Here is a 22,315-nt window from a genome sequence, read left to right as displayed (position 1 = left end):
CAGGCAACCGTGAACAGCGTGTGACGAACTACTGCCGGACAGTGCTGTGAATGTTTACACTGACCGGCGGGACCCAAGGAGCATCACCATGATCGAATCGTCGGTGCGGCCTGTGACTCCGGAGACGTCGTTCGCCGAGGCGCTGCGGCAGGCGATCGCGCGCCGTGGCCTGGCCCTGAACCGGATCCGCACGCATCTGGCCGACCGCGGGCTCCACGTCGGCGTCGCGACGCTCAGCACCTGGCAGAGTGGCCGCCGGATCCCGCGCGAGGACTCGCTGGCCGTCATCAGTGCGCTCGAGGAGCTCCTCCACCTGCCGCCCGGCTGGCTCACGGTCCGCATCCCGCCGGCCCGCAGCGAACCGGCCGCCACGACGCCGCCGTACGCCGTCGTCGACTACGCCGTGTCCCTCACCCGGCTGCTCGATCGACTCCGCCGGGACGCCCACGGCCGGCTCCGCACTCTCACCGTGCTCGACGAGATCCGCCTCGGCCCGGACCGGAGCGCCCAACGGAGACGGGTGACGCAGAGCGTTGTCGCCGTGGAGCCGGTGGATCGGCTCATCATCGCGCACCAGGGCGAACCCGGGTGCGACGTCGACCAGCTCGCCCTGCACGCGGTGAGCGGCTGCCGGACCGGCCGGGTCGCGCGTGCTCCCGAGGCCGGCGCGATGCTGGCCGAACTCCTGCTGGATCGCCTTCTCGCCGTCGGCGACACGGCCGTCGTGCACTACGAGATCGAGGACCGGACCGGCCTGCCGTCGGTGGACTACCAGCGGTTCAGCGAGTGGGGCGGGGCGCACTACGTCCTCGAGGTGCAGTTCGACCGGGCTGCTCTGCCGGTCCGCGTGAACGAGTTCCGTCGCCGGCACACCAGCGGCCCCGATCTCCTGCGCCGCGACCTGATGCTCACCGCCGACGGCCGCGCACACGTCGTGGAGCCGTCCGCCGATCCCGGCACAGTCGGAATCGCGTGGGAGTGGGACTAGGCCGTGAAGCCCGCGTGGACGTGGTCGTGGTGGGTTTGGTCGGAGAAGAAGGCGGCGCCGGAGAGTTGGTACGGGCCGCCGACGTTGTAGGAGCCGAGGGATTCGGCGGCACGCATGTACGACGTGATCAGCGCGCGTGAGGTGCCTGGGGCAACGACCGCGTGGCCGTTGATCTGCCAGGTGTCGAAGGCCCGGCCGCGCGGATGGTCGCTGGGGCGACTGGTCCCGAAGACGTTGATCGGATGGCCGGAGCGGATCACGCTGATGCCGATGCGGTAGGTCTTCGCAAGCTCGAGCATCGTCCGCAACACACTGTCGTGCACCTGCCCCGAGCGGATGTCCGCCGCGGACGCAGGCGGGAGTGCGATGCGCCCACTGGCCAGCACCTGCCGAGCATCCGCCGACAACCGGGACGCCGCCGCTCCAGGTTGCGCTGGATGCGTCGCGGTCACCCGCCAGCTCCCGCCCGACCTGCTCAGCCGTACGTCGACCGTCGTGCCGCTGGTCACGACGCGTCCGCCAGCAATCGAGTACACACGGCAAGGCACCAACACACTCGCCGAGTCGCTTAGGATCCCGCCGTACTGCGCGTCGATCACGTCAACCGCAGCGCCTGGCCGCCCCAGCAGCTTCACCACCGCCGCCACCGCGGCCCGCTTGACCTCCGGATGGATCTCCCCCGCGCCCGGTACCCACAGGCGCACTGACGGCAGCGCAACCGTCGGACGCGGGGTAACAGAGGCCTTCGGAGGCGGAGTCGTCGAAGGTGGGGCCGGCGTAGGTGGGGCCGTCGGAGGTGCACCTGAGGTCGGCGTACTCGAAGAAGCTGAGGTCGTTGGAGCCGGGCTCGCAGGACTGCTGCAGCCGGCCAGCAATCCGGCCCCGACGATCAGCAGACTGCGGCGTTTCACGAACAGACTCGGCAGTCCGTGTAGTCACCCAGGAACAACCCATGCTCACGGCAACGAGTGAACGCCGTAGCGGCCGGCTCCGGATCCCACATCCGCGGCAGCTCCACCGCTTCAGCCGGCGGCCGGTAGTCCCGCACCACTTCCTCGTAGTCCGCCAGATACTTCTCCGCGTACGGCGGTTCGTACGACAGCATCTCCCACCGGAACCGCGCCTTCGCCAACCCGATCACCCGCAGCAGAAACCCACGCTCCGCCTCCCAGCCGACCGACGGCCACGGCAACTCGTCCAGATCGAAGCTCTCATTGCCCAGCCCGATCCGCGAATTGCACAAGAGCAACGCGAATCCGCGCTGGAAATCGGTCTCCGCCAGCTCGCACGCTGCCAGCGCGAGCACGTCCAGGAACACGTCCGAACCACCGTTGGACAGCCGCACCCGCGGCCCGGCGTCCGAACTGCCGAAAGCGTTGCCCACCGCCCCTACTGAGTCACGCGGTAGACGTCGAAGACGCCTTCGACGGATCGGACTGCCTTGAGGACGTGCCCGAGGTGGGTCGGGTCGCCCATCTCGAAGGTGAAGCGGGACTTGGCGATCCGGTCCCGGGTCGTGGTCAGCGCCGCGGACAGGATGTTCACGTGGTAGTCGGACAGCACGCGGGTGATGTCGGACAGCAGCCGCGCCCGGTCCAGCGCCTCGACCTGGATCGCGACCAGGAAGACGGACTGGGCAGTCGGGGCCCACTCGACCTCGACGATCCGCTCCGGCTGGGTCTGCAGGTTCTCGACGTTCGCGCAGTCCGCCCGGTGCACCGAGACGCCGGCGCCGCGGGTGATCCAGCCGATGATCTCGTCGCCCGGAACCGGCGTACAGCAGCGCGCCAGCTTGGACAGGATGTCGGTCGCGCCCTTGACGATGACACCAGCATCGCCACGAGCCGTCCGCTTCCGCCGCTCACGCGTGGCCGGCAGGTGGACGCCCTCGGCCAGGTCCTCGGCCGCGCCCTCCTCACCGCCGTACGTCTCGATCAGACGGCGTACGACGGCCTGTGCGCTGACGTGACTCTCGCCGACCGCGGCGTACAGGCCGGTGACGTCCGGGTAGCGCAGCGAGTTCGCCACCGCGGTGAGGGTCTCGTGCGACAGCAGGCGCTGCAGCGGCAGGCCTTCCTTGCGCAACTGCTTGGCGATCGCGTCCTTGCCGTGCTCGATCGCCTCGTCCCGGCGCTCCTTGGAGAACCAGTGCTTGATCTTGTTCCGCGCTCGCGGACTCTTCACGAAGGACAGCCAGTCGCGGGACGGGCCTGCGCCCTGCGCCTTCGAGGTGAAGACCTCGACGACGTCGCCGTTCTCGAGCGTGCTCTCCAGCGGCACCAGGCGGCCGTTCACCCGGGCGCCGATGCAGCGGTGCCCGACCTCGGTGTGGATCGCGTACGCGAAGTCGACCGGCGACGAGCCGGTCGGCAGCGACATCACGTCACCGCGCGGGGTGAAGACGTACACCTCGGAGTTGTTGATCTCGAACCGCAGCGAGTCGAGGAACTCCGACGGGTCGGAGGTCTCCCTCTGCCAGTCGACCAACTGCCGGACCCACGGCATCTCGTTGGGCCCGCCGATCTCGGCGCTGGACGAACCGGCCGCCTCGGGCACACCCGAGGTCGGGTCCTCCTTGTACTTCCAGTGCGCGGCGATGCCGTACTCGGCCCGCCGGTGCATCGAGAAGGACCGGATCTGCAGCTCCACCGGCTTGCCCTGCGGGCCGATCACCGTGGTGTGCAGCGACTGGTACATGTTGAACTTCGGCATCGCGATGTAGTCCTTGAACCGGCCGGGCACCGGATTCCACCGCGCGTGCAGGATGCCGAGCGCGGCGTAGCAGTCCCGGACCGACTCGACCAGCACGCGAATGCCGACCAGGTCGTAGATGTCGCCGAACTCGCGGCCGCGGACGATCATCTTCTGGTAGATCGAGTAATAGTGCTTCGGCCGGCCGGTGACGGTCGCCTTCACCTTGGCCGCGCGCAGGTCCTCGTGCACCTGGTCGATCACGGACGCCAGATACTCGTCCCGCGACGGTGCGCGCTCGGCGACCAGCCGGACGATCTCGTCGTACACCTTCGGGTGCAGGGTCGAGAAGGACAGGTCCTCGAGCTCCCACTTGATCGTGTTCATACCGAGCCGGTGCGCCAGCGGGGCGTAGATCTCGAGCGTCTCGCGGGCCTTGCGCTCCTGCTTCTCCTGCCGCAGGAAGCCGAGTGTGCGCATGTTGTGCAGCCGGTCGGCGAGCTTGATGACCAGCACCCGGATGTCCTTGGACATCGCGACCACCATCTTGCGGATGGTCTCGGCCTGCGCTGACTCTCCGTAGCGAACCTTCTCCAGTTTGGTGACGCCGTCGACCAGCATGGCGATCTCTTCGCCGAAGTCCTGGGTCAGCTCGTCCACCGTGTACGGCGTGTCCTCGACGGTGTCGTGGAGCAGCGCGGCGCACAGGGTCGGCGCGGTCATACCGAGCTCGGCCAGAATCGTCGCGACGGCGAGCGGGTGGGTGATGTACGCGTCACCGCTCTTGCGCATCTGGCCGGTGTGGTACTTCTCCGCGGTCCGGTAGGCGCGCTCGATCATGCCGAGATCGGCCTTCGGGTGGGTCGCCCGGACGACCCGGAACAGCGGCTCGAGCATGGGCGCCCGGTTCGGGTGCCTGGTGCCGCCGAGGCGGGCCAGACGAGCCCGGACGCGGGCTGGAGCGATCCGCGGCGGTTGAGCGGCAGGCGGCACCGGCGCCGGGCGCACCGGTGACGGCGCGCGCGGAGGCTCCTGCGGTGCAACGTTCGGCACCGCTGATGCAATCGCCGGGTCTTCGCCCACGTTGTGTCCCTCCGCCGACAGAGCACCAGTCTAGGGGGCGTGGGCCAACGAGGCAGAAATACCCTGTGGACAACACGCCGGGTCAACTCCCGGTCGCGGAGAGTTTGCCCGGAATCGGAACTGTCAGACGGTGACGAGGGCGCTCAACTGCTCCCCCGCCAGCCGCTTGCGGCCCGGGAGGAACGAGAGTTCGAGCAGGACCGCCGTATCGACCACCTCGGCCTCGCAGCGGCGGATCAGGCGCAGACAGGCCTCGACCGTCCCGCCGGTGGCGAGTACGTCGTCGATCACGAGCACCCGGTCACCCGGCGTGAACGCGTCCTGGTGCACCTCGATGGTCGCCTCGCCGTACTCCAGCGCGTACGACTCCTCGTATGTCGCGGCCGGCAGCTTGCCCTTCTTGCGCACCGGCACGAACCCGGCACCGAGGGCCAGCGCGACCGGGGCGGCCAGGATGAACCCGCGCGCCTCGATCCCGACCACCTTGTCGACCACCGGGTTGCCATCGTCGTCACGCCCGAACGCGGCCAGCGCGTCGACCACCTGGGCGAACCCGCTGTGGTCGGCCAGCAGCGGGGTGATGTCCTTGAACACCACCCCCTGCTGCGGGTAGTCCGGGATGTCGCGAATGCCGTCGGCGAGGACCTGCTCCAGCGTCCGCATCGTCACTTGCCGCGCTTCGAGCGCGGCTTGCGTGACGGCTGCGGACGTCCGGCCGCGGTCGCCTTCATCGGGCGTGGCGCCGGCGTCGGCGCCGTACCAGCCGGCCGGTCCTGCTTGCGCGGCGCGTCTTGTACGGCGCTCCGCGCGGCAACCGCCCCAGCACCAGGACCGGCGCCGGCAGTCGCCACGGCCGGAGCCGGAGTACCGGCGGCCGCGGTCTGCGCCCGCTTGGCCATCACCCGGCGGTGCAGCGCCTGCATGCCCGGCTCACGCTCCTTGAAGACCGCGAGCAGAGCCGGAGCGATGAAGATCGACGAGTACGCACCGACCGCGATACCGACGAACAGCGCCAGCGACAGGTCCTTCAGCGGCCCGGTCCCGAGCACGACCGTACCGACGACCAGGATCGCGCCGACCGGCAGGAGCGCCGTGATCGTCGTGTTGATCGAGCGGACGACGGTCTGGTTGACGGCCAGGTTGGTCGCGTCGGAGTACGTGTACCGGTTGGACCCGGTGATGCCCCGGGTGTTCTCCCGCACCTTGTCGAACACCACGACCGTGTCGTACAGCGAGTAACCCAGGATCGTCAGTACGCCGATCACGGTGGCCGGGGTGACGTCGAAGCCGATGATCGCGTAGATCCCGACCGTGATCGTCACGTCGTGGATCAGCGCGATGATGGCGGCCATCGAGGCCTTGGGTTCTCGGAAGTACAGCCAGATCACCGCGAACACCAGGACCAGGAACACGATCAGCGCCAGGATCGCCTTGTTCGCGATCTGCTTGCCCCAGGAGGCGCCGATCTGCTGCGAGGTCACCTGGTCGATCGGTACGCCGGCCTCCTTGGCGACCGCGGCCCGCACCTTCGCGATGTCGTCCTGCCCGAGCGGCTTGGTCTGCACCCGCACCGCGCCGTCACCGATGGTCGTGACGACCGGGTCGCCGAGGTCCTTGGCGTTGGTCGCCTTCACCGCGTCGGTGAAGTTCTGCACCGTGTCGCCGGTGACCTTGACCTTCGCCTGGTACTCGACACCGCCCTTGAACTCGATACCGAGCGCCAGGCCGCGGGCGAACAGGCCGGCCAGCGACACGATCACCAGGATCGCGGAGACGCTGAACCAGAGCTTGCGATGACCGATGAAGTCGTAGGAGACGTCACCGCGGTGCAGCTTGGCACCGAGTTGTCCGAGCTTCGACATCAGACCTCCCCTCCGACCGGCTTGCGCGTCGACGGCGTCTTGCGCGGCCGCACCGTCGGTTTCATCTGACCTGGCAGCCGTTCCACACCGAGATGCTCCGGATCCAGACCGGACAGCTTGTGCCCGTGGCCGAAGAAGTCGGTCCGGGCCAGCAGCGTGACCACCGGCTTGGTGAACATGAAGACGATCAGCAGGTCGATCAGCGTGGTCAGGCCGAGCGTGAACGCGAAGCCCTTCACGCTGCCGATGGCGAGGACGTAGAGGACCACCGCGGCCAGCAGCGAGATCGAGTCGGCCGCGATGATGGTGTGCTTGGCCCGGGCCCAGCCGGTCTCGACCGACGAGCGCAGGCTGCGGCCCTCGCGGACTTCGTCGCGGAGTCGTTCGAAGTAGATGATGAACGAGTCCGCGGTGATACCGACAGCGACGATCAGACCCGCGATACCGGCCAGGCTCAGCGTGAATCCGATCGCCTTGCCGAGCAGGATCACCGAGGCGCCGGTCAGTACGCCGGCGGTCGCGAGCGACGCGACCACGACGATGCCCAGACCGCGGTAGTACAGGAACGAGAAGATCACGACCAGGGCCAGACCGATGAGGCCTGCCCAGATGCCGGCCGACAGCTGGTCACCACCGAGCTGCGGCGACACCGTCTCGACCGAGGAGATGTCGAACGAGACCGGCAGCGCGCCGTACTTCAGCACGTTCGCCAGGTCGCGGGCCTCGGTCTCGGTGAAGGTACCGGTGATCTGTGCCTGGCCGCCGGGGATCGGCTGCGCGACGCTCGGGGTCGAGATGGTCTCGCCGTCCAGCACGATCGCGAACAGGTTCTGGCCCTCGCCGCGCTGGGAGATGGCCGTCGTCGCGTCGAGGAACTTGTCGCCGCCCTCGCCGGTGAACTTCAGGTTGACCTGCCACTGGAAGCCGCCCTGCGGGATGCCCGCAGTGGCGTCGGACAGGTCGGTGCCCTTCATGATCGCCGGACCGAGCAGGAACTTGGACGTCTTCTCCCGGTTGCAGGAGAACAACGGCTTGTTCGGGTCGTCGTTCTGCTGCGCGACGTCCTTGTCGTCGCACGTGAACGCCGCGAACGCCGCCTGGGTGGCCGCGTCCGGCGTGTACTTGAGCGGGTCACCGGCAGCGGCCGGCGTGCTCGGCGTCGCCGCCGGAGTGCTCGGCTTGGCGGTCGCCGGGGTGCTCGGCTTCGGGGTCGGCGTCGGCGTGGCGTTGCCGAGGGCGCTGCTCCAGGCCCGGCCGTTCGGCGTGTTCGCCGGCGTACTGGGCTTGACCGTCGTGCTCGGCTTGGGCGTCGTCGTCGGCTTGGGCGTCGTGGCCGGCGTACCCGTGGGAGTGGGCGTCGGTGCCGGCGCCGGCGCTGTCGACTGGGCGTCGTACACGACCCGGAAGTAGAGCAGCGCGGTCTGACCGACCTGCTTCACCAGGGCGTCCTGCGTGGCACCCGGCACGGCCACGTTGATGTGGTTCGCGCCGGAGGTGGTGATGTCGGCTTCCGCGACACCCGCACCGTTGACCCGCTGGGAGATGATGTTCTTCGCCTCGTTCAGCTGGTCGGCGGTCACCGAACCGCCACCGGCGAGGGAATTGGCCGTCAGCGTGATGGTGGTACCACCGCGCAGGTCCAAACCGAGCTTGGGCTTCCACGTCTTGGTGAGCCCCATGATCCCGAACAGCAGGACCACAATGACCCCCAATACGATCAGTAGCCGCGCGGGGCGGGATGTCGTCGTCGTTGCCACGTCAGTTTCAACCTTTGTGCTTCTGGGCGCGCCACACCATCTTGTGGACGCTGATGACCGCGCCGCACTCCGTCAGGGGCGGTGGATCAGTTCTCGGTGTGCGTCGGCGGGAGCTTCGGCGCGTCCTGCACCTTGTCCGCGGCCTTGTCCTTGCCGGCGTCCGGTACGTCGACAGAGTCCTTCCCGGCCTCGGCGAGGTCGTCGCCGGCCGGCTCCTCGATCGTCGTCGGGTCCTCCTCCGGGACCACCCGGCCGACCGCGGCCTTGACCACTTGCACCAGCACGCCCTCGGAGATCTCCAGCGTCACGTACTCGTCGTCGGTCTCCTCGACGATCCCGACCAGGCCACTGGTCGTGATCACCTTCGTGCCCGGGGTGAGCGCGGCCACGGTCTGGGCCTGGCGCGCCCGCTGCTTGCGCTGGGTGCGGCTCATGAACCAGATCATCCCGACGATCAGAATCAGCGGAAGCAGGAAGGTGAAGGCGGAGCCACCGCCCCCGGAAGAGGCGAGCGGTACGGCGATGAGTTGCATCGGGACTCAGAATCCTTCGTCGTTGGGAGTACGGGCGTCCGGCACGCTCTGCAAGCGCGCAGGTCGCAGCGGAATGACCTTAGGTCAGGCCACCGGGGAGTCTAGCCGTGGGCGGCAACAAGTACCTCATGACACCGGGTCACGTTTGCGTTACTCGACTCGGCCGGCGGACCGATCAACACACAGTATTCAGTCTTCGTCAAAAAGCGTGTCCGCGAACGTCGCGCCCTTCGGGACTTTCAGGCCGATGTGCCGCCAGGCCGCGGGCGTGGCGACGCGACCACGCGGCGTACGGGCCAGATAGCCCGACCGGACCAGGAATGGTTCGGCCACTTCCTCCACAGTCTCACGTTCTTCGCCGACCGCAACAGCCAGCGTGGAAAGACCCACCGGACCGCCTCCGAATCGGCGGCACAAGGCGTCCAGGACCGACCGGTCCAGCCGATCCAGGCCCATCTTGTCCACTTCGTAGAGCTCGAGGGCCGCTTTCGACAATGCGAGCGTGATGATTCCGTCCGCTCGCACCTCTGCGTAATCGCGGACCCGGCGAAGCAGCCGGTTCGCGATGCGCGGCGTACCGCGGGATCTGGACGCAATCTCGGCCGCGCCCTCCGGCGTGATGTCGACGTCGAGCAGCGCGGCCGACCGATTCGCGATCTTCTCCAGCTCGGCGGCCTCGTAGAACTCCAAGTGACCGGTGAATCCGAACCGGTCACGCAGCGGCCCCGGCAGCAGCCCGGCCCGCGTGGTCGCGCCGACCAGAGTGAACGGCGGAATTTCGAGGGGAATCGCGGTCGCGCCCGGTCCCTTGCCGACGATCACGTCGACGCGGAAGTCCTCCATCGCCATATAGAGCAATTCCTCGGCGGGGCGGGACATCCGGTGGATCTCGTCGAGGAACAGGACTTCGCCCTCGCTCAGACCGGACAGGATCGCGGCCAGGTCACCGGCATGCTGGATCGCCGGCCCGCTGGTAATCCGCAGCGGCGCGGACAACTCGCTGGCGATGATCATCGCCAGCGTCGTCTTGCCTAGGCCGGGCGGCCCGGACAGCAGGACGTGATCCGGCGTTCGGTTGCGCCCCCGCGCCGCGTGCAGCACGAGCTCGAGTTGCTCGCTGACGCGCCGCTGGCCGCCGAACTCGGCCAGCGTGCGCGGCCGCAGCGCGGACTCGATCTTGCGTTCCTCGAGGTCCACCGCGTCCGCGGACACCAGCGGCCGGACGTTGTCCTCCATGGATCAAGCCTTCGAGAGCACGCGCAGCGCGGCGCGGAGCAGGTCGGGAACAGACGGATTCGGGTTGTCGGCAGCCAGCGGCGACACTGCGGTCACGGCGTCCTCCGCATCGCGGGTCGACCAGCCCAGGCCCACCAGACCGGCATGCACCTGGTCCCGCCAGGCTTCGGCGGACTGCAGCGGCCTGCCGGTCACCGTCTTCGACGGCGCACCGATCTTGTCCTTCAGCTCCAGCACGATCCGCTGCGCACCCTTCTTGCCGATCCCCGGAACCTTCACCAGTACGGCGAGATCCTCGGAGGCAACGGCTTGGCGCAACTGGTCCGGGCTGAGCACGGCGAGTGCGGCCTGGGCCAGCTTCGGCCCGACTCCGGACGCCGTCTGCAGCAACTCGAACAGGCTCTTCTCGTCGTCGTCGGCAAACCCGTACAGCGTCAGGGAATCCTCGCGCACCACCATCGAGGTGGACACCCGCGCCTCTTGCCCGGGACGCAATCCCGCCAGCGTGCCCGGGTGACAAAACACCTGCAGGCCCACTCCCCCGACCTCGATCACGGCACTGTCCACCCCGATTGCCGCCACCGGGCCGCGCACGAACGCGATCATCCCCGACCTCCTCGCACGACCGTGCTCATCTCTTGCTCTCCTGCGCCGCTACTGCCGCACGCAGTCTGGCCACCTGCAGACGCGATTGCGCCTGTGCCATGGCCTCCAGATTCGACCGGCTGGCGGCTGCTTCCTGCAGCTTGCTGGTCACGCCGCCGCGCCACACCTGACAGATCGCCAGCGCCAACGCGTCGGCGGCGTCGGCGGGCGTCGGACGCTCGGCCAGCTTGAGGATCCGGGTGACCATCGTCGTCACCTGCTCCTTGCCCGCCCGTCCCGAACCAGTGACCGCCGCCTTCACCTCGCTCGGCGTGTGCAGCGAAACCGGCAGACCACGCCGAGCAGCCACCACCATCGCGACCCCCGAAGCCTGCGCCGTCCCCATCACCGTGCGGACGTTGTGCTGTGCAAACACCCGCTCGACCGCGACCGCATCCGGCCTGTGCTCGGTGATCCACTCGTCCAGCTCGGCCTCGATCTGCACGAGCCGCCGGGACACGTCCAGCTCGGCCGGCGTCCGGATCACACCGACGGCAACCAGCGCCGGCGGTTTGCCCGGGGTGCCCTCGACGACGCCGAGGCCGCACCGGGTCAGTCCCGGGTCGACGCCGAGCACGCGCATGGACCACCTCCGAACGTTTGTTCGACAACCCTAACGGCCGCCCGCGAGGCCCCGGAAATCGACGCGCCGCCGCGCCTCAGAAGAAGTCGAGCATGTACGCCGTGGGGCCGCCGAAGGCCGTGTCGATGGCTTGATCGGCAGTGCTTGGGCCCGTGGCCAATCCCGCCGATCGCAGGGTGTTGAGCGGCGTACCGGCGTACAGAGCAGCCAGTCCACGCGGGCCGAGGCGCAGTGCGTCACCAGACTGCTGTGCAGACGTGAGACTGCCGGAGCCGTCGGCAACGGACAGGTGCCAGTCGGCCGTGTTCGCCGGCAGGTCGGGGTCGTCGATCCGCACGTCGACCTCCAGGGCTGCACCGGACGCGAACCCGCGCGCCGCGATCGCGGCCGGGGCGTCGAGCAGCCTGAGCATCCAGCGCGAGACGTTCGCGGTGGAGTCCGCTTCGTGCTCGGCCATCAGGTTGATCGGATCGGTCGGCGGGGTGTACGCGTGCACCGTGCGGGCGATCGACGCACCGGATCCGACCGTCGTCCACAACGCCCGCGTGGTCTCCTCGGACCCGGCGATCAGTTCGTCGACGGACAGGTTCTGCTCGGACCAGTTGTAGACGACGAAACCGTCGTCGGCGACGTACGCGAAGTTGGTCTCGTCCTCCAGCCAGGACTCCACCTGGGCGAGCGGCCAGATCAGCGGACCGTTGGATCGGCGGCCCTCATGCACCTTGCTGGCCAGGTCGATGACCAGCTGAGCATCCTCCCGCCCGGCCTTCCGCAGCGTCACACCCTTCCCGCCGAGTGACCGCAGGTCGGAGGACTGGAAGGAGAACTTGTAGCGACCGCCGCCGAACTCGTATCCCAGATGCCGATAGAGCACAGTCGTCGCCGGATAGAGCCCGGACAGCGGACAGCCCATCTCGACACTGCGCTGCAGCACCCCGCGCATCAGCATGCTGCCGACTCCGCGACCGCGGTACTCCGGCGACACCACCACGCCCGCGATACCGGCCATCGGGACCCGTCGGCCGCCCCACCACTGCTGGAAGGGCCAGATCCGGGCCGCCGCGACGACCACGGCCCCGTCGGCCACTCCGACGTACCGGCCGTCCTCGATGAACCGCAGCGCATCCTTGCGCCACTCGTCCTTGTCCCCACCCGGCCCGAACGACCGCAGCCGGACCTCCCACACCGAGTCCAGATCAGCCTCGGAAACATCCACCACCCGCAGCGCATCCATCACGCCGAAGACCCTACGTGAGCCCTCGGCGGGCTGCTCACTATTACCTCCGGTCCGTCACCATTACTTCCGGTCCGTCACCCAGAGGTGGATGGTGCCCTGGACAACAACTGTGCCGTCGTCCCGCGTCGCCTGGACCCGCACCGGCACATCCGGCCCTGCCGTCCAAGCGTCCGGATCCGTCTCAGCCGAGCAGGTCAGATCGGACGTCGACTTGGCCAGGTACGCAACCTCCATGCCCTTCGGCAGCCAGCGTTTCCCCACCGGAACGGTCGCCTCCGCCAACGCCCCCATCGCCGCCTCGAGACCGTTACACACGGCAATCGCATGCACCGTACCGATGTGGTTCTGCACCGCCCGCCGCTTCGGCAACACCAGCGCCGCGTAGTTGGGACTCACCTGCACGAACCGCGGCCGAATCGACCGAAAGTACGGCGCCCGCCACGTGAACGCCCGCGAAAACACCCGCTCCCCACCCGGCAGCCCCCGCAACCGCTCCCACATCCCCAACACCCGACTCGCCATGCGCTTACGTTACCCACGAGTCACATAACCCCGCCACCATGGATTGGATAGCATCGCGCCGGCCCGTGTTGTCCGCCGAACACCTCGCGCATGTAACCGGTGCGCGGCCCGCCGCCGAAGGCGGCCAGAAAGGCAGCCGCCGGGGAGCGGTGTCCTTTCCCGACCGACGGTAGGTCTCCGATCGGCTCGCCCGCAGCTGTCCGCTGGCACGTCCGACGGCCTAGCTGGAGCTAAGGACAGGAGGTAGTCGACGACGAGTCGCCGCCGCCCGCTCACCGGGCCGAGCCGAGACCCAGATTCTTGGACTACCTCCTGTCCTTAGGTACGACGCCCGGCCAGAGGGCAGCCACCACAAGCCGGCGTCCTCTCCCGTCCAACCGGCAGTGCATCCGCCGATCACCTCGCGCGTGTGACCGGTGTGCGGCTCGCCGCCGGAGGCGGCCACAAGAGCAGCTGCGGCGTAGCGGTGTCCTTCCAGCCGAGGGGGTGGTCTTCGTTGCGGGGGCTGAGGTGAGGATTTAGACGATTCAATGTGGGGTGGATAGAGTGGCTGGGACGAGGATCTACGGCCGCGACCGGGGGACGATGGCAACGCCGAGCATCAAAGAGGTCGCGCATCGCGCGGGTGTGTCGGTCGGGACGGTCAGCAACGTACTGAATCGGCCGTGGATCGTGGCTCCTGCGACCAGGCAGCGCGTGCAGGACAGCATTCGCGCGCTGGGGTTTGTGCGTAATGAGGCTGCTCGGCACCTGCGCGCCGGCAAGAGCCGAACGGTTGGGCTGGTCGTGCTCGACGTGGCGAACCCGTTCTTCACCGACCTTGCCGAGGGCGCCGAAGCGCTGGCCTACGAGCACGACACCGTGGTGATGCTGTGCAACAGCAAGACCGATCCGGTCCGCGAAGGGCACCATCTCGACCAGCTCGAGCAGCAGCGTGTGATGGGGATCCTGATCACACCGTTCGACAGCAACGATCCACGGCTGACGGCGTTGGTCTCGCGCGGTACGCCGGTCGTCCTCGTGGACCGTGCCGCGGATCGCGGGTTCTGTTCGGTGTCGGTCGATGATCAGCTGGGCGGACGGCTCGCCGGGAACCACCTGATCGAGTCCGGACATCGCCGGATCGCCTTTATCGGTGGGCCTTTCACCATGCAGCAGGTCTCCGACCGGATGGCTGGGTTCGCCGCCACGGTCGAGCGGGCCGACGACGTCGAGTTGCAGCGGTACGAGGTCGACGTGATGGGTGTCGTGGAGGGCCGCGCGATCGGCGAGAAGATCGCGGCGCTTCCACCGCGGTCCCGGCCGACCGCCGCCTTCCTGGCCAACGATCTGCTCGCGCTCGGCTTCCTGCAGGCGATGTCGGTCGCCGGTCTGCAGGTCCCCCGCGACATGGCGATTGTCGGGTACGACGACATCGACTTCGCGCGGGCAGCCGCCGTACCGCTGTCGTCGGTGCGGCAGCCGGCAGAGATGCTCGGGCGGTCGGCGATGGAGTTGCTGCAGGAAGAGGTCGAGGCGGCCGAGCAGCACCGGCACCGGCAGGTGATCTTCCAGCCCGACCTGATCGTCCGCGAGTCCAGCGACCACACCCGGCGCGGCAAATGAGCGACCACACGCAGCAGACGCCGGACGACCAGACCCCAGCGCAGCAGATGCCCGGCGTCCAGATCCCAGCGCGGCAGGTGCTGTACGAGAATCCTCTCGCGTCTGAAGCCGATCTCCAGGGCTTCCGGCTCGAGGGGGATGGCGCCGTCTCGTTCCCGCTCGGCCGGCTGCGGCTGGAGAGTACGCGACCGCCCGAGGAGGGGCAGGACGCGAACGTCGTGCTGTGGTGTCCCGAGGACTTCCCGCCGGACATCACCGTCGAGTGGGACTTCTGGCCGATCCACGAGCCCGGCCTCTGCATCCTGTTCTTCCACGCGAAGGGCCGCCGCGGCGAGGATCTCTTCGACCTCGCGCCGAGGACCGGCCCGTACGAGCAGTACCACCACGGCGACCTCGACACGTACCACGTCTCGTACTTCCGCCGTCGCTGGCCGGCCGAGCGCGCGTTCCACACCTGCAACCTGCGCAAGAGCTACGGCTTCCACCTCGTCGCGCAGGGCGCGGACCCGATCCCCGGCGTCCAGGACGCCCAAGGTCCTTACAAACTGAGGCTTTCGGTCCATCGCGGCGAGATCACGTTCGCGGTCAACGACCTGGTCAGTTTCCAGTGGTACGACGACCAGCCGCTGACCGGCGGCCGGCTCGGCTTCCGCCAGATGGCGCCGCTCATCGGCGAGTACGCGAACCTGCGGATTTCCCGCTCCTGACTGCGACTTCAAGCAGTCCGCACGTCCCCGCCTGACCGTTCTCCGACAAACGCTTTCCCAGCCGTTGACAATTGAGACGATTCAACCATATGGTCACATCACTTTTCGCCCGAATCACCCTCGTCACAAGGCAGGGACCCGCATGAATCACCAACCCGACAAGGCCTTCCGCCGGCCTGATGGCGGCCCATGATGAGCGCGACCGGTTGGTCGATCCGGCTGTACGAGGCCGCGGACGAGGTCGTCTGGGCGATCAAGTTGAACGCGCTGTGGATCGGCTTCACCCTGGTCGGCGGTGTCGCGCTGGGTATCGGCCCGGCGACGCTCGCAGCATATTCATTGGCCAGACGCAGGTCTTCCGGTGAATCGTTTCATGCATTGCCTGCCTTCCGTACGGCGTTCCGCCACGAGTTCCGCCGCGGCTGCCTCGTCGTACTCCCACTGGTCGCGGCCGCGGTCCTGCTGATCGGCAACTACCTGTACTTCGCGTCGCTCGGGACCAAGGCGTCACTCCCCCGGCTGGCCAGCCTCGTAGCCCTGGTCGCGCTCGGTGTGATCGCCGCCTACCTGCTCCCGATGGCCGTGCACTACGACCTCCGGGTCCGCGAGTTGTTGCCCAAGGCATCGTTGGTCGCGCTCGCGCGGCCGGCCTCGTCCCTGGTCCTGCTGTTCGTCGCGGTGTCCATCGCCTACGTCTCCAGCCGGTTCCCCGTTCTCGGGATCGTGCTGGCCGGCGGCGGCTGGATCCAGCTCAACACCTGGTTCTGCCTGCGCTTCTTCGCCGAGAACGAGGCGCGCCTGCACCTGAAAGGGAACTCATGACCATCTTCTCCCGACGGCGTCTCGCCGTCGCAGTCGCCGCCTCGACGGCACTGCTCGCCGCGTCTGCCTGCTCCGGCGGCGACGACAGCAAAGGCCAGGCGGCCAGTGACGAGCTGACCGTGATGGCGCCACTGTTCGGCACCGCACCCGACCCCGGCGGCGAACTGCAGCAGGCGGTCGAGAAGCAGATCGGCAAGAAGCTCAAGATCACCTGGGTGCCGAACGCCGAGTACGGCGACAAGTCGAACGTCACGTTCGCCTCGGACAAGATCCCGGACGTGATGGTGGTGAACGAGAAGGGCCCGTCGTTCCTCAAGGCGGCCGAGGCCGGCGCGTTCTGGGACCTGACCGGCAAGCTCGACAAGTACCCGAACCTCAAGCCGGACAACGAGCAGCGGGCGAAGAACTCACAGACCAACGGCAAGACCTACGGCATCTACCGGGACCGCCCGCTGCTGCGGTCGGGCATCGTGATCCGCAAGGACTGGCTGGCCAAACTCGGGCTCAAGGAACCCCAGAGCGTCGACGACCTCTATGCGATCGCCAAGGCGTTCACCGAGCGCGACCCGGACGGGAACGGCAAGAAGGACACCTACGGCCTGATCATCCCGAAGTGGCCCGGCAACTACGCCAGTGCGAGCCCGTACGACGTGGTCGAGACCTGGTTCGGCGCACCGAACGGGTGGGGTGAGCGCGACGGCAAGCTGGTCCCCGGCTTCGACACTCCGGAGTTCCTGGCTGCCAACGAGTGGTTGCGTCGGTGGGTCAAGGAGGGCCTGGTCAATCCGGACTTCGCCACCTTGGACAGCGCGAACTGGAACGACCCGTTCGTCCAGGGCAAGGGCGGCATGATCATCGACGTCAATGTCCGCGCCACCCAGTTGCTCGACCTGTTCAAGGAGAAGAACCCGAAGGACTTCGACAAGGTCACGCTGGTCGGCAACCTGAAGGGTCCGGACGGCGAGAAGCACTCCTACCCGTTCACCGGCTACAACATGGTGATCGCGATCTCCAAGCAGCACGTGCGGACCGATGAGCAACTCGACCAGGTCCTGCAGACGCTGGACAAGCTCGAGTCCAAGGAGGGCTCGGTCCTGCTGGCCAACGGCATCGAAGGCCGCAACTTCAAGGCCGACGGACAGTACGCCGTACCGATCAACGAGACCGATCCGAAGGTCAAGGCGATCCAGAACGACGTGGACAAGGCCTTCATCCAACTCGGCACCCGGGCCGGTGTCGGCATCGGTGCGTACCAGCCGCGGCCGAACGACGCGACCAGCCGGGCGATGCGGGAGAGTTTCGACGTCCTGATGAACGAGGACCTGAAGACGGCAGTCTTCAACCCCGCACTCAGCATCGTCGCGCCGACCGCGGTCTCGAAGGGTCAGACGCTGGACACGATCATCCCGGACGCCCGGATCAAGTACCTGTCAGGTGCGATCACCGAGGACCAGCTGAAGGCGCAGATCAAGCGCTGGTACGACAGCGGCGGCACGCAGATCGCCACGGAGGTCAACGACCTGGCCGCCAAGGCCGGCGGCTGACAGATGGCCACCGATCTGGTCCCGAGCCAGGTGGTGCCGCCGTCGGCGGAGGCCACCCCGGAGGCGCCGCGCCGCAAGCGGCGCCCCCGGCCGGTGCCGCTGTGGCGGGACCTGTTGCGCTACCGCTGGCTCTACCTGTTGCTGCTGCCCGGTCTGGTGTACTTCGTCGTCTTCAAGTACCTGCCGATGTACGGCCTGACCATCGCGTTCAAGGACTACGTGCCGTTCCTGGGGTACTCCGGCAGTGAGTGGGTCGGCCTGAAGCACTTCCAGGAGTTGTTCACCGGACCGGACTTCGGCCGGTTGATGTTCAACACTCTGCTGCTCGCATTGTTGACAATAGTCTTCGTCTTCCCGGCGCCGATCGTCGTCGCGCTGATGCTGAACGAACTCCGGCTCCGCGTGCTGAAGCGCTCTGTGCAGTCGCTGATCTACATCCCGCACTTCCTGTCCTGGACGATCGTCGCGTCGCTGACCTATCTGCTCTTCTCCGTGGACTTCGGCGTGATCGCGAACTGGATCCACGGCCTGGTTGGCGGGCAGAAGACCGACTACGTCGCCCAGGCCGACTGGTTCCGGCCGCTGATCGTGCTGCAGTTGCTGTGGAAGCAGACCGGCTGGGGCACGATCATCTACCTGGCCGCACTGGCCGGGGTCGACTCGCAGCTGTACGAGGCGGCAAGGGTCGATGGTGCCGGGCGTTGGCGGCAGTTCTGGCACATCACGCTGCCGGCGATCCGGCCGACGATCGTGGTGATGGCGATCCTGACCTCGGGCCACCTGATGGACTCCGGCTTCGAGCAGATCTGGCTGATGACCACATCACTGAACCGCGATGTCGCCGACGTCTTCGACACCTTCGTCTACTACATCGGCATCACCCAGGGTTCGTTCAGCTATGCGACCGCCGTCGGCCTGTTCAAGGGAGTGGTCGGCGTGGTCCTGATCTTCGGCTCCAACCTGCTGGCCAAGCGGCTGGGCCAGCGTGGGCTGTTCTGAGGAGACGACATGAAACAACGGGTCCGGTACTACGACTCGGCCGGCAGCCGGGTGTTCGACGTACTGAATGTCGTATTGCTGACCGGTCTGGCGATCGTCACGGTCCTGCCGCTGCTGTACGTACTGGCGGGGTCGTTCGCGACCGAGTCCGAGATCAGCTCGCGGCCGTTCTTCCTGTGGCCGCACCGGTTCGTGACCGACACGTACCACTACATCTTCTCGACCGACACCTTCGTGCGCGCCTTGCTGACCACGATCGCCGTGACCGCGGTCGGCACGGTGATCCAGCTGGCGCTCACCTTGACCATGGCCTATCCGCTGGCCAAGCGGTTCCTGCCCGGCCGCGCGTTGATGCTGAACCTGGTCATCTTCACGCTGGTGTTCAGCGGCGGCATGATCCCGACGTACCTGGTGGTGCGTGATCTCGGCCTGCTGGACAGCTACTGGGCGCTGATCCTGCCACTGGCGATCAACCCGTTCTACCTGATCGTGGTGAAGAGCTTCTTCCAGGAGTTGCCCGAGGCACTCGAGGAAGCGGCCCGGATCGACGGGTGCAACGAGCTGAACGTGTTCCTGCGGATCGTGCTGCCGCTGTCGAAGCCGATCATCGCGACGTTCTCGCTGTTCTACGCGGTCGGCATCTGGAACGACTACATGTCGCCATTGCTCTACATCGACGACAGCAAGAAATGGACTCTGCAGATGATCGTCCGCCAGTTGACCGCGGCGAACGCGGACTCGGCGAACGTACTGCAGCAGTTGGAGACCGTCACGTTCCCCGAGCAGGGCCTGAAGTTCGCGGTCGTGGTGGTCGCGACGCTGCCGATCCTGTTCTTCTACCCGTTCCTGCAGAAGCACTTCGCCAAAGGCGTCCTGATCGGATCGGTGAAAGAATGACCACACTGCAATGGCTTGAAACTCCTTGCCGGCAAGGCGTTTCCTGGGGTGTGCCCTGGCCGCGCGGCACCGTTGCCGAGGGCACACACTTCGCCCTGACAGACGGCACGCCGGTGCAGAGCTGGACCACCGCGACCTGGCCCGACGGCTCGATCAAGTGGTCGGCGCACGCGATCGGGCCGTCCGAGCACCCGGAGTCGTCGTACGAGCTCGTGCCGGGTCAAGAGCCGACCACGCCGAGTACGCCGGTCCGGGTCGAGCGGACGGCGGACGGCGTGCGGGCGACCACCGGTCAGGTCACGTGGACGCTCACCAAGCCGCTGCTGATCGCGTCCATTGTCGACAACGACCAGGAGGTCGTGCGCGACGTACGGCTGGTCAGCATTCGCCAGGATGCGCCGGACGAGGATCTGACCCGCAATCGCCAGCAGACGACGGCGATTGTTGACAATATTATCGTCGAACAAGACGGACCCGTGCGGGCCGTCATCAAGCTGGACGGCAAGCACGGTGACTGGCTGCCGTTCTCGGTCCGCCTCTACTTCTATGCTGGTGCGACCGACGTACGCATCGTGCACAGCTTCATCTGGGACGGCGAGCCGGACCGGGACTTCCTGGCCGGGCTGGGGCTCAGTGCGGACGTGGCGATGCGCGACGAGCCGCACAACCGGCACATCCGCCTGGCCGGCCCATCCGGCTTCCTCACCGAGGCGGTCCGCGGCCTGACCGGTCTACGCCGCGACCCAGGCGAGGAGGTACGTCGTGCGCAGGTCGCCGGCCGCGAGGTCGAGGACATCCCGAACCCCGAGGTGTCGGACCGGCTGCACCTGATCCCGCAGTGGAACGACTACACGCTGGACCAGAGCAGCGCCGACGGCTTCACCCTGCGCAAGCGCACCGGATCGGAGCACGCCTGGGTCACGATCCCGGCCGGCACCAGATCACCTGGCTACGGGTACGTCGGTGGTGTCAGCGGCGGACTCGGATTCGGGCTCCGCGATTTCTGGAAGCTGCACCCGACCCGCCTGGACATCCGCAACGCGGCCACCGACGTGGCCACCGCGACGGTGTGGATGTGGTCGCCCAGCGCGCCGGCAATGGACGTGCGCTACTGGCACGACGGCATGGACCAGGACAGCTACGCCGAACAACTCGAAGGCCTCGAGATCACCTACGAGGACTACGAACCCGGCTTCGGCAACGCGCACGGCATCGCCCGGACGCACGAGCTGACGCTACGAGTGCACGACACCACTCCGTCGGCAGACGACCTCGCCGAGCACGTTGCGCTGCTCAACTCCCCCGGTCTGCTCGCGGCGGCGCCGGCACGGTTCCTGGAGGCCGGCGTCTTCGGCAGCTGGAGTCTGCCGACCGCCGACGACCAGGACATCGAGGCGCGGCTGAACTTCCTGTTCCAGTACTACGTCGGTCAGCGCGAGGACCGGCGTTGGTACGGCTTCTGGGACTACGGCGACGTCATGCACACCTACGACCGCGATCGCCACACCTGGCGGTACGACGTCGGCGGGTACGCGTGGGACAACTCGGAGCTGTCGCCGGACCTCTGGCTCTGGTACCAGTTCCTGCGGACCGGCCGGGCGGACGTGTTCCGGTTCGCCGAGGCGATGACCCGGCATACCGGTGAGGTCGACGTGTTCCACCTGGGCCGATGGAAGGGCCTCGGCTCGCGGCACAACGTGCAGCACTGGGGCTGCAGCTGCAAGCAGGTCCGCATCTCCAGTGCGCTCTACCGGCGCTTCTACTACTACCTGACCGCGGACGAGCGGACCGGTGACCTGATGGACGAGCTCGCAGCGGTCGAGGAGACGCTGCTGGTCGTCGACCCGCAGCGCAAGGTGCGACCCGACGTCTACTCCCCCGATCCGCATGCGCTCTCGGTCGAACTGGGCGTGGACTGGGGCGCACTCGCAGCGGCGTGGCTGACGCGGTGGGAGCGGTACGGCGACGAGCGAGCCCGTGCGCGGCTGGTCGGAACGATGGCCGACATCGCAGCGATGCACTATGGCTTCCTCACCGGCAACGGCCGGCTCGACCTGTCCACCGGACGCTTCGACACCAGCCGGCGCGGCATCGCGGTCTCACACCTGTCCTCGCTGTTCGGACTTCCGGAGATCTGTTCGGAGCTCATCGACCTGGACCTCGACGTACCCGGGTTCGAGAAGGCGTGGCTGGACTACTGCCGTATCTACCTGGCAACACCGGAGGAGCAGACCGCTGAGGTCGGCCACCCACTCCAAGGCATCGCACTCGTCCAGGCGCACAGCCGTCTCGCCGCGTACGCCGCCGCACGCACCGGCGACGCGGAGCTGGCACGGCTGGCCTGGCGCAAGTTCTTCGTCGGCGACGGCGACCAGCTCTACCGCAGCGCCCTGCAGCGCGAGACGGACTGGAAGACGACCCACGTCAACGGTGCGTTGATGCCCGTCGAGGAGGCCGCCTTCGTCAGCACGAACTCCGCGTCGCAGTACGCACTCGCAGCGATCCAGAACCTGTCCCTGATCCCCGAGCACCGGAACATCCCCGAACACCGGAACATCCCCGAACATCCCTGAACACCGAAACGACAGAGGTGGAAAGGCATGG

20 protein-coding genes are annotated in these 22,315 nt (G+C 67.6%); 8 read left to right on the top strand and 12 right to left on the bottom strand.

Going from position 1 to position 22,315, the window contains the following annotated elements; genetic code table 11:
• Positions 1-88: 88 nt before the first annotated feature.
• Complete coding sequence (locus E0H75_RS18535; protein ID WP_131514834.1) at positions 89-988, top strand: hypothetical protein; 900 nt, start codon at positions 89-91, stop codon at positions 986-988.
• On the opposite strand, the gene E0H75_RS18530 is transcribed toward E0H75_RS18535, so the two are convergent.
• From E0H75_RS18530 to E0H75_RS18475, 12 genes are all read right to left on the bottom strand, one after another.
• Positions 985-1,692, bottom strand: a complete 708-nt coding sequence (locus E0H75_RS18530) for a hypothetical protein (protein ID WP_238163122.1) — start codon at positions 1,690-1,692, stop codon at positions 985-987. The genes E0H75_RS18535 and E0H75_RS18530 overlap by 4 nt on opposite strands.
• Positions 1,693-1,895: 203 nt before the next feature.
• On the bottom strand, positions 1,896-2,372 hold the full coding sequence (locus E0H75_RS18525; RefSeq protein ID WP_131514833.1) for a hypothetical protein: 477 nt from the start codon (positions 2,370-2,372) through the stop codon (positions 1,896-1,898).
• 5 nt (positions 2,373-2,377) lie between these two features.
• Positions 2,378-4,576 carry a RelA/SpoT family protein gene (locus tag E0H75_RS18520; protein WP_202873044.1) on the bottom strand — a complete coding sequence of 733 codons (2,199 nt, stop codon included), beginning with the start codon at positions 4,574-4,576 and terminating at the stop codon, positions 2,378-2,380.
• A gap of 309 nt (positions 4,577-4,885) precedes the next feature.
• On the bottom strand, positions 4,886-5,425 hold the full coding sequence (locus E0H75_RS18515) for an adenine phosphoribosyltransferase (protein WP_131515407.1): 540 nt from the start codon (positions 5,423-5,425) through the stop codon (positions 4,886-4,888).
• Between the two features lie 2 nt (positions 5,426-5,427).
• Positions 5,428-6,624 carry a protein translocase subunit SecF gene (gene secF / locus E0H75_RS18510; RefSeq protein ID WP_131514831.1) on the bottom strand — a complete coding sequence of 399 codons (1,197 nt, stop codon included), beginning with the start codon at positions 6,622-6,624 and terminating at the stop codon, positions 5,428-5,430.
• Positions 6,624-8,381, bottom strand: a complete 1,758-nt coding sequence (secD, locus tag E0H75_RS18505; protein WP_131514830.1) for a protein translocase subunit SecD — start codon at positions 8,379-8,381, stop codon at positions 6,624-6,626. The genes secF and secD overlap by 1 nt, the downstream gene beginning before the upstream one ends.
• A gap of 86 nt (positions 8,382-8,467) precedes the next feature.
• On the bottom strand, positions 8,468-8,914 hold the full coding sequence (gene yajC / locus E0H75_RS18500; RefSeq protein WP_131514829.1) for a preprotein translocase subunit YajC: 447 nt from the start codon (positions 8,912-8,914) through the stop codon (positions 8,468-8,470).
• 189 nt (positions 8,915-9,103) lie between these two features.
• The gene (gene ruvB, locus E0H75_RS18495; RefSeq protein WP_131514828.1) at positions 9,104-10,150 is read right to left on the bottom strand and encodes a Holliday junction branch migration DNA helicase RuvB; all 1,047 of its coding nucleotides are present in this window, start codon (positions 10,148-10,150) and stop codon (positions 9,104-9,106) included.
• A gap of 3 nt (positions 10,151-10,153) precedes the next feature.
• Complete coding sequence (gene ruvA / locus E0H75_RS18490; protein ID WP_131514827.1) at positions 10,154-10,756, bottom strand: Holliday junction branch migration protein RuvA; 603 nt, start codon at positions 10,754-10,756, stop codon at positions 10,154-10,156.
• A gap of 25 nt (positions 10,757-10,781) precedes the next feature.
• Positions 10,782-11,378: a crossover junction endodeoxyribonuclease RuvC gene (gene ruvC / locus E0H75_RS18485; protein WP_131514826.1), complete on the bottom strand. Its 597-nt coding sequence runs from the start codon at positions 11,376-11,378 to the stop codon at positions 10,782-10,784.
• 76 nt (positions 11,379-11,454) lie between these two features.
• On the bottom strand, positions 11,455-12,612 hold the full coding sequence (locus tag E0H75_RS18480) for a GNAT family N-acetyltransferase (RefSeq protein WP_238163178.1): 1,158 nt from the start codon (positions 12,610-12,612) through the stop codon (positions 11,455-11,457).
• Between the two features lie 63 nt (positions 12,613-12,675).
• Entirely contained in the window at positions 12,676-13,137 is a 462-nt protein-coding gene (locus E0H75_RS18475) for a hotdog fold domain-containing protein (protein WP_131514824.1), read from the bottom strand.
• 546 nt (positions 13,138-13,683) lie between these two features.
• Here E0H75_RS18475 and E0H75_RS18470 point away from each other — a divergent pair.
• From E0H75_RS18470 to E0H75_RS18440, 7 genes are all read left to right on the top strand, one after another.
• Positions 13,684-14,742 (top strand): LacI family DNA-binding transcriptional regulator, encoded by a 1,059-nt coding sequence (locus E0H75_RS18470; RefSeq protein WP_238163121.1) that lies wholly within the window; start codon positions 13,684-13,686, stop codon positions 14,740-14,742.
• A complete protein-coding gene (locus tag E0H75_RS18465; RefSeq protein WP_238163120.1) occupies positions 14,739-15,449 on the top strand; it encodes a DUF1961 family protein in 711 nt (236 codons plus the stop codon). Before E0H75_RS18470 ends, E0H75_RS18465 begins: the two co-directional genes overlap by 4 nt.
• Positions 15,450-15,641: 192 nt before the next feature.
• A complete protein-coding gene (locus E0H75_RS18460) occupies positions 15,642-16,271 on the top strand; it encodes a YesL family protein (RefSeq protein WP_131514823.1) in 630 nt (209 codons plus the stop codon).
• Positions 16,268-17,815 carry an extracellular solute-binding protein gene (locus tag E0H75_RS18455; RefSeq protein ID WP_131514822.1) on the top strand — a complete coding sequence of 516 codons (1,548 nt, stop codon included), beginning with the start codon at positions 16,268-16,270 and terminating at the stop codon, positions 17,813-17,815. Before E0H75_RS18460 ends, E0H75_RS18455 begins: the two co-directional genes overlap by 4 nt.
• A 3-nt stretch (positions 17,816-17,818) precedes the next feature.
• Positions 17,819-18,814, top strand: a complete 996-nt coding sequence (locus E0H75_RS18450; protein WP_131514821.1) for an ABC transporter permease — start codon at positions 17,819-17,821, stop codon at positions 18,812-18,814.
• Positions 18,815-18,823: 9 nt separating this feature from the next.
• A complete protein-coding gene (locus E0H75_RS18445; protein ID WP_131514820.1) occupies positions 18,824-19,711 on the top strand; it encodes a carbohydrate ABC transporter permease in 888 nt (295 codons plus the stop codon).
• The gene (locus E0H75_RS18440) at positions 19,708-22,284 is read left to right on the top strand and encodes an exo-rhamnogalacturonan lyase family protein (protein WP_131514819.1); all 2,577 of its coding nucleotides are present in this window, start codon (positions 19,708-19,710) and stop codon (positions 22,282-22,284) included. The genes E0H75_RS18445 and E0H75_RS18440 overlap by 4 nt, the downstream gene beginning before the upstream one ends.
• The last annotated feature ends 31 nt before the right edge of the window (positions 22,285-22,315 follow it).

The organism is Kribbella capetownensis (genome assembly GCF_004331485.1).
Lineage (GTDB): Bacteria > Actinomycetota > Actinomycetes > Propionibacteriales > Kribbellaceae > Kribbella > Kribbella capetownensis.
The sequence above is the reverse complement of the archived record's forward strand: the minus strand, read 5'-3'. Positions and strand labels throughout refer to the sequence as shown.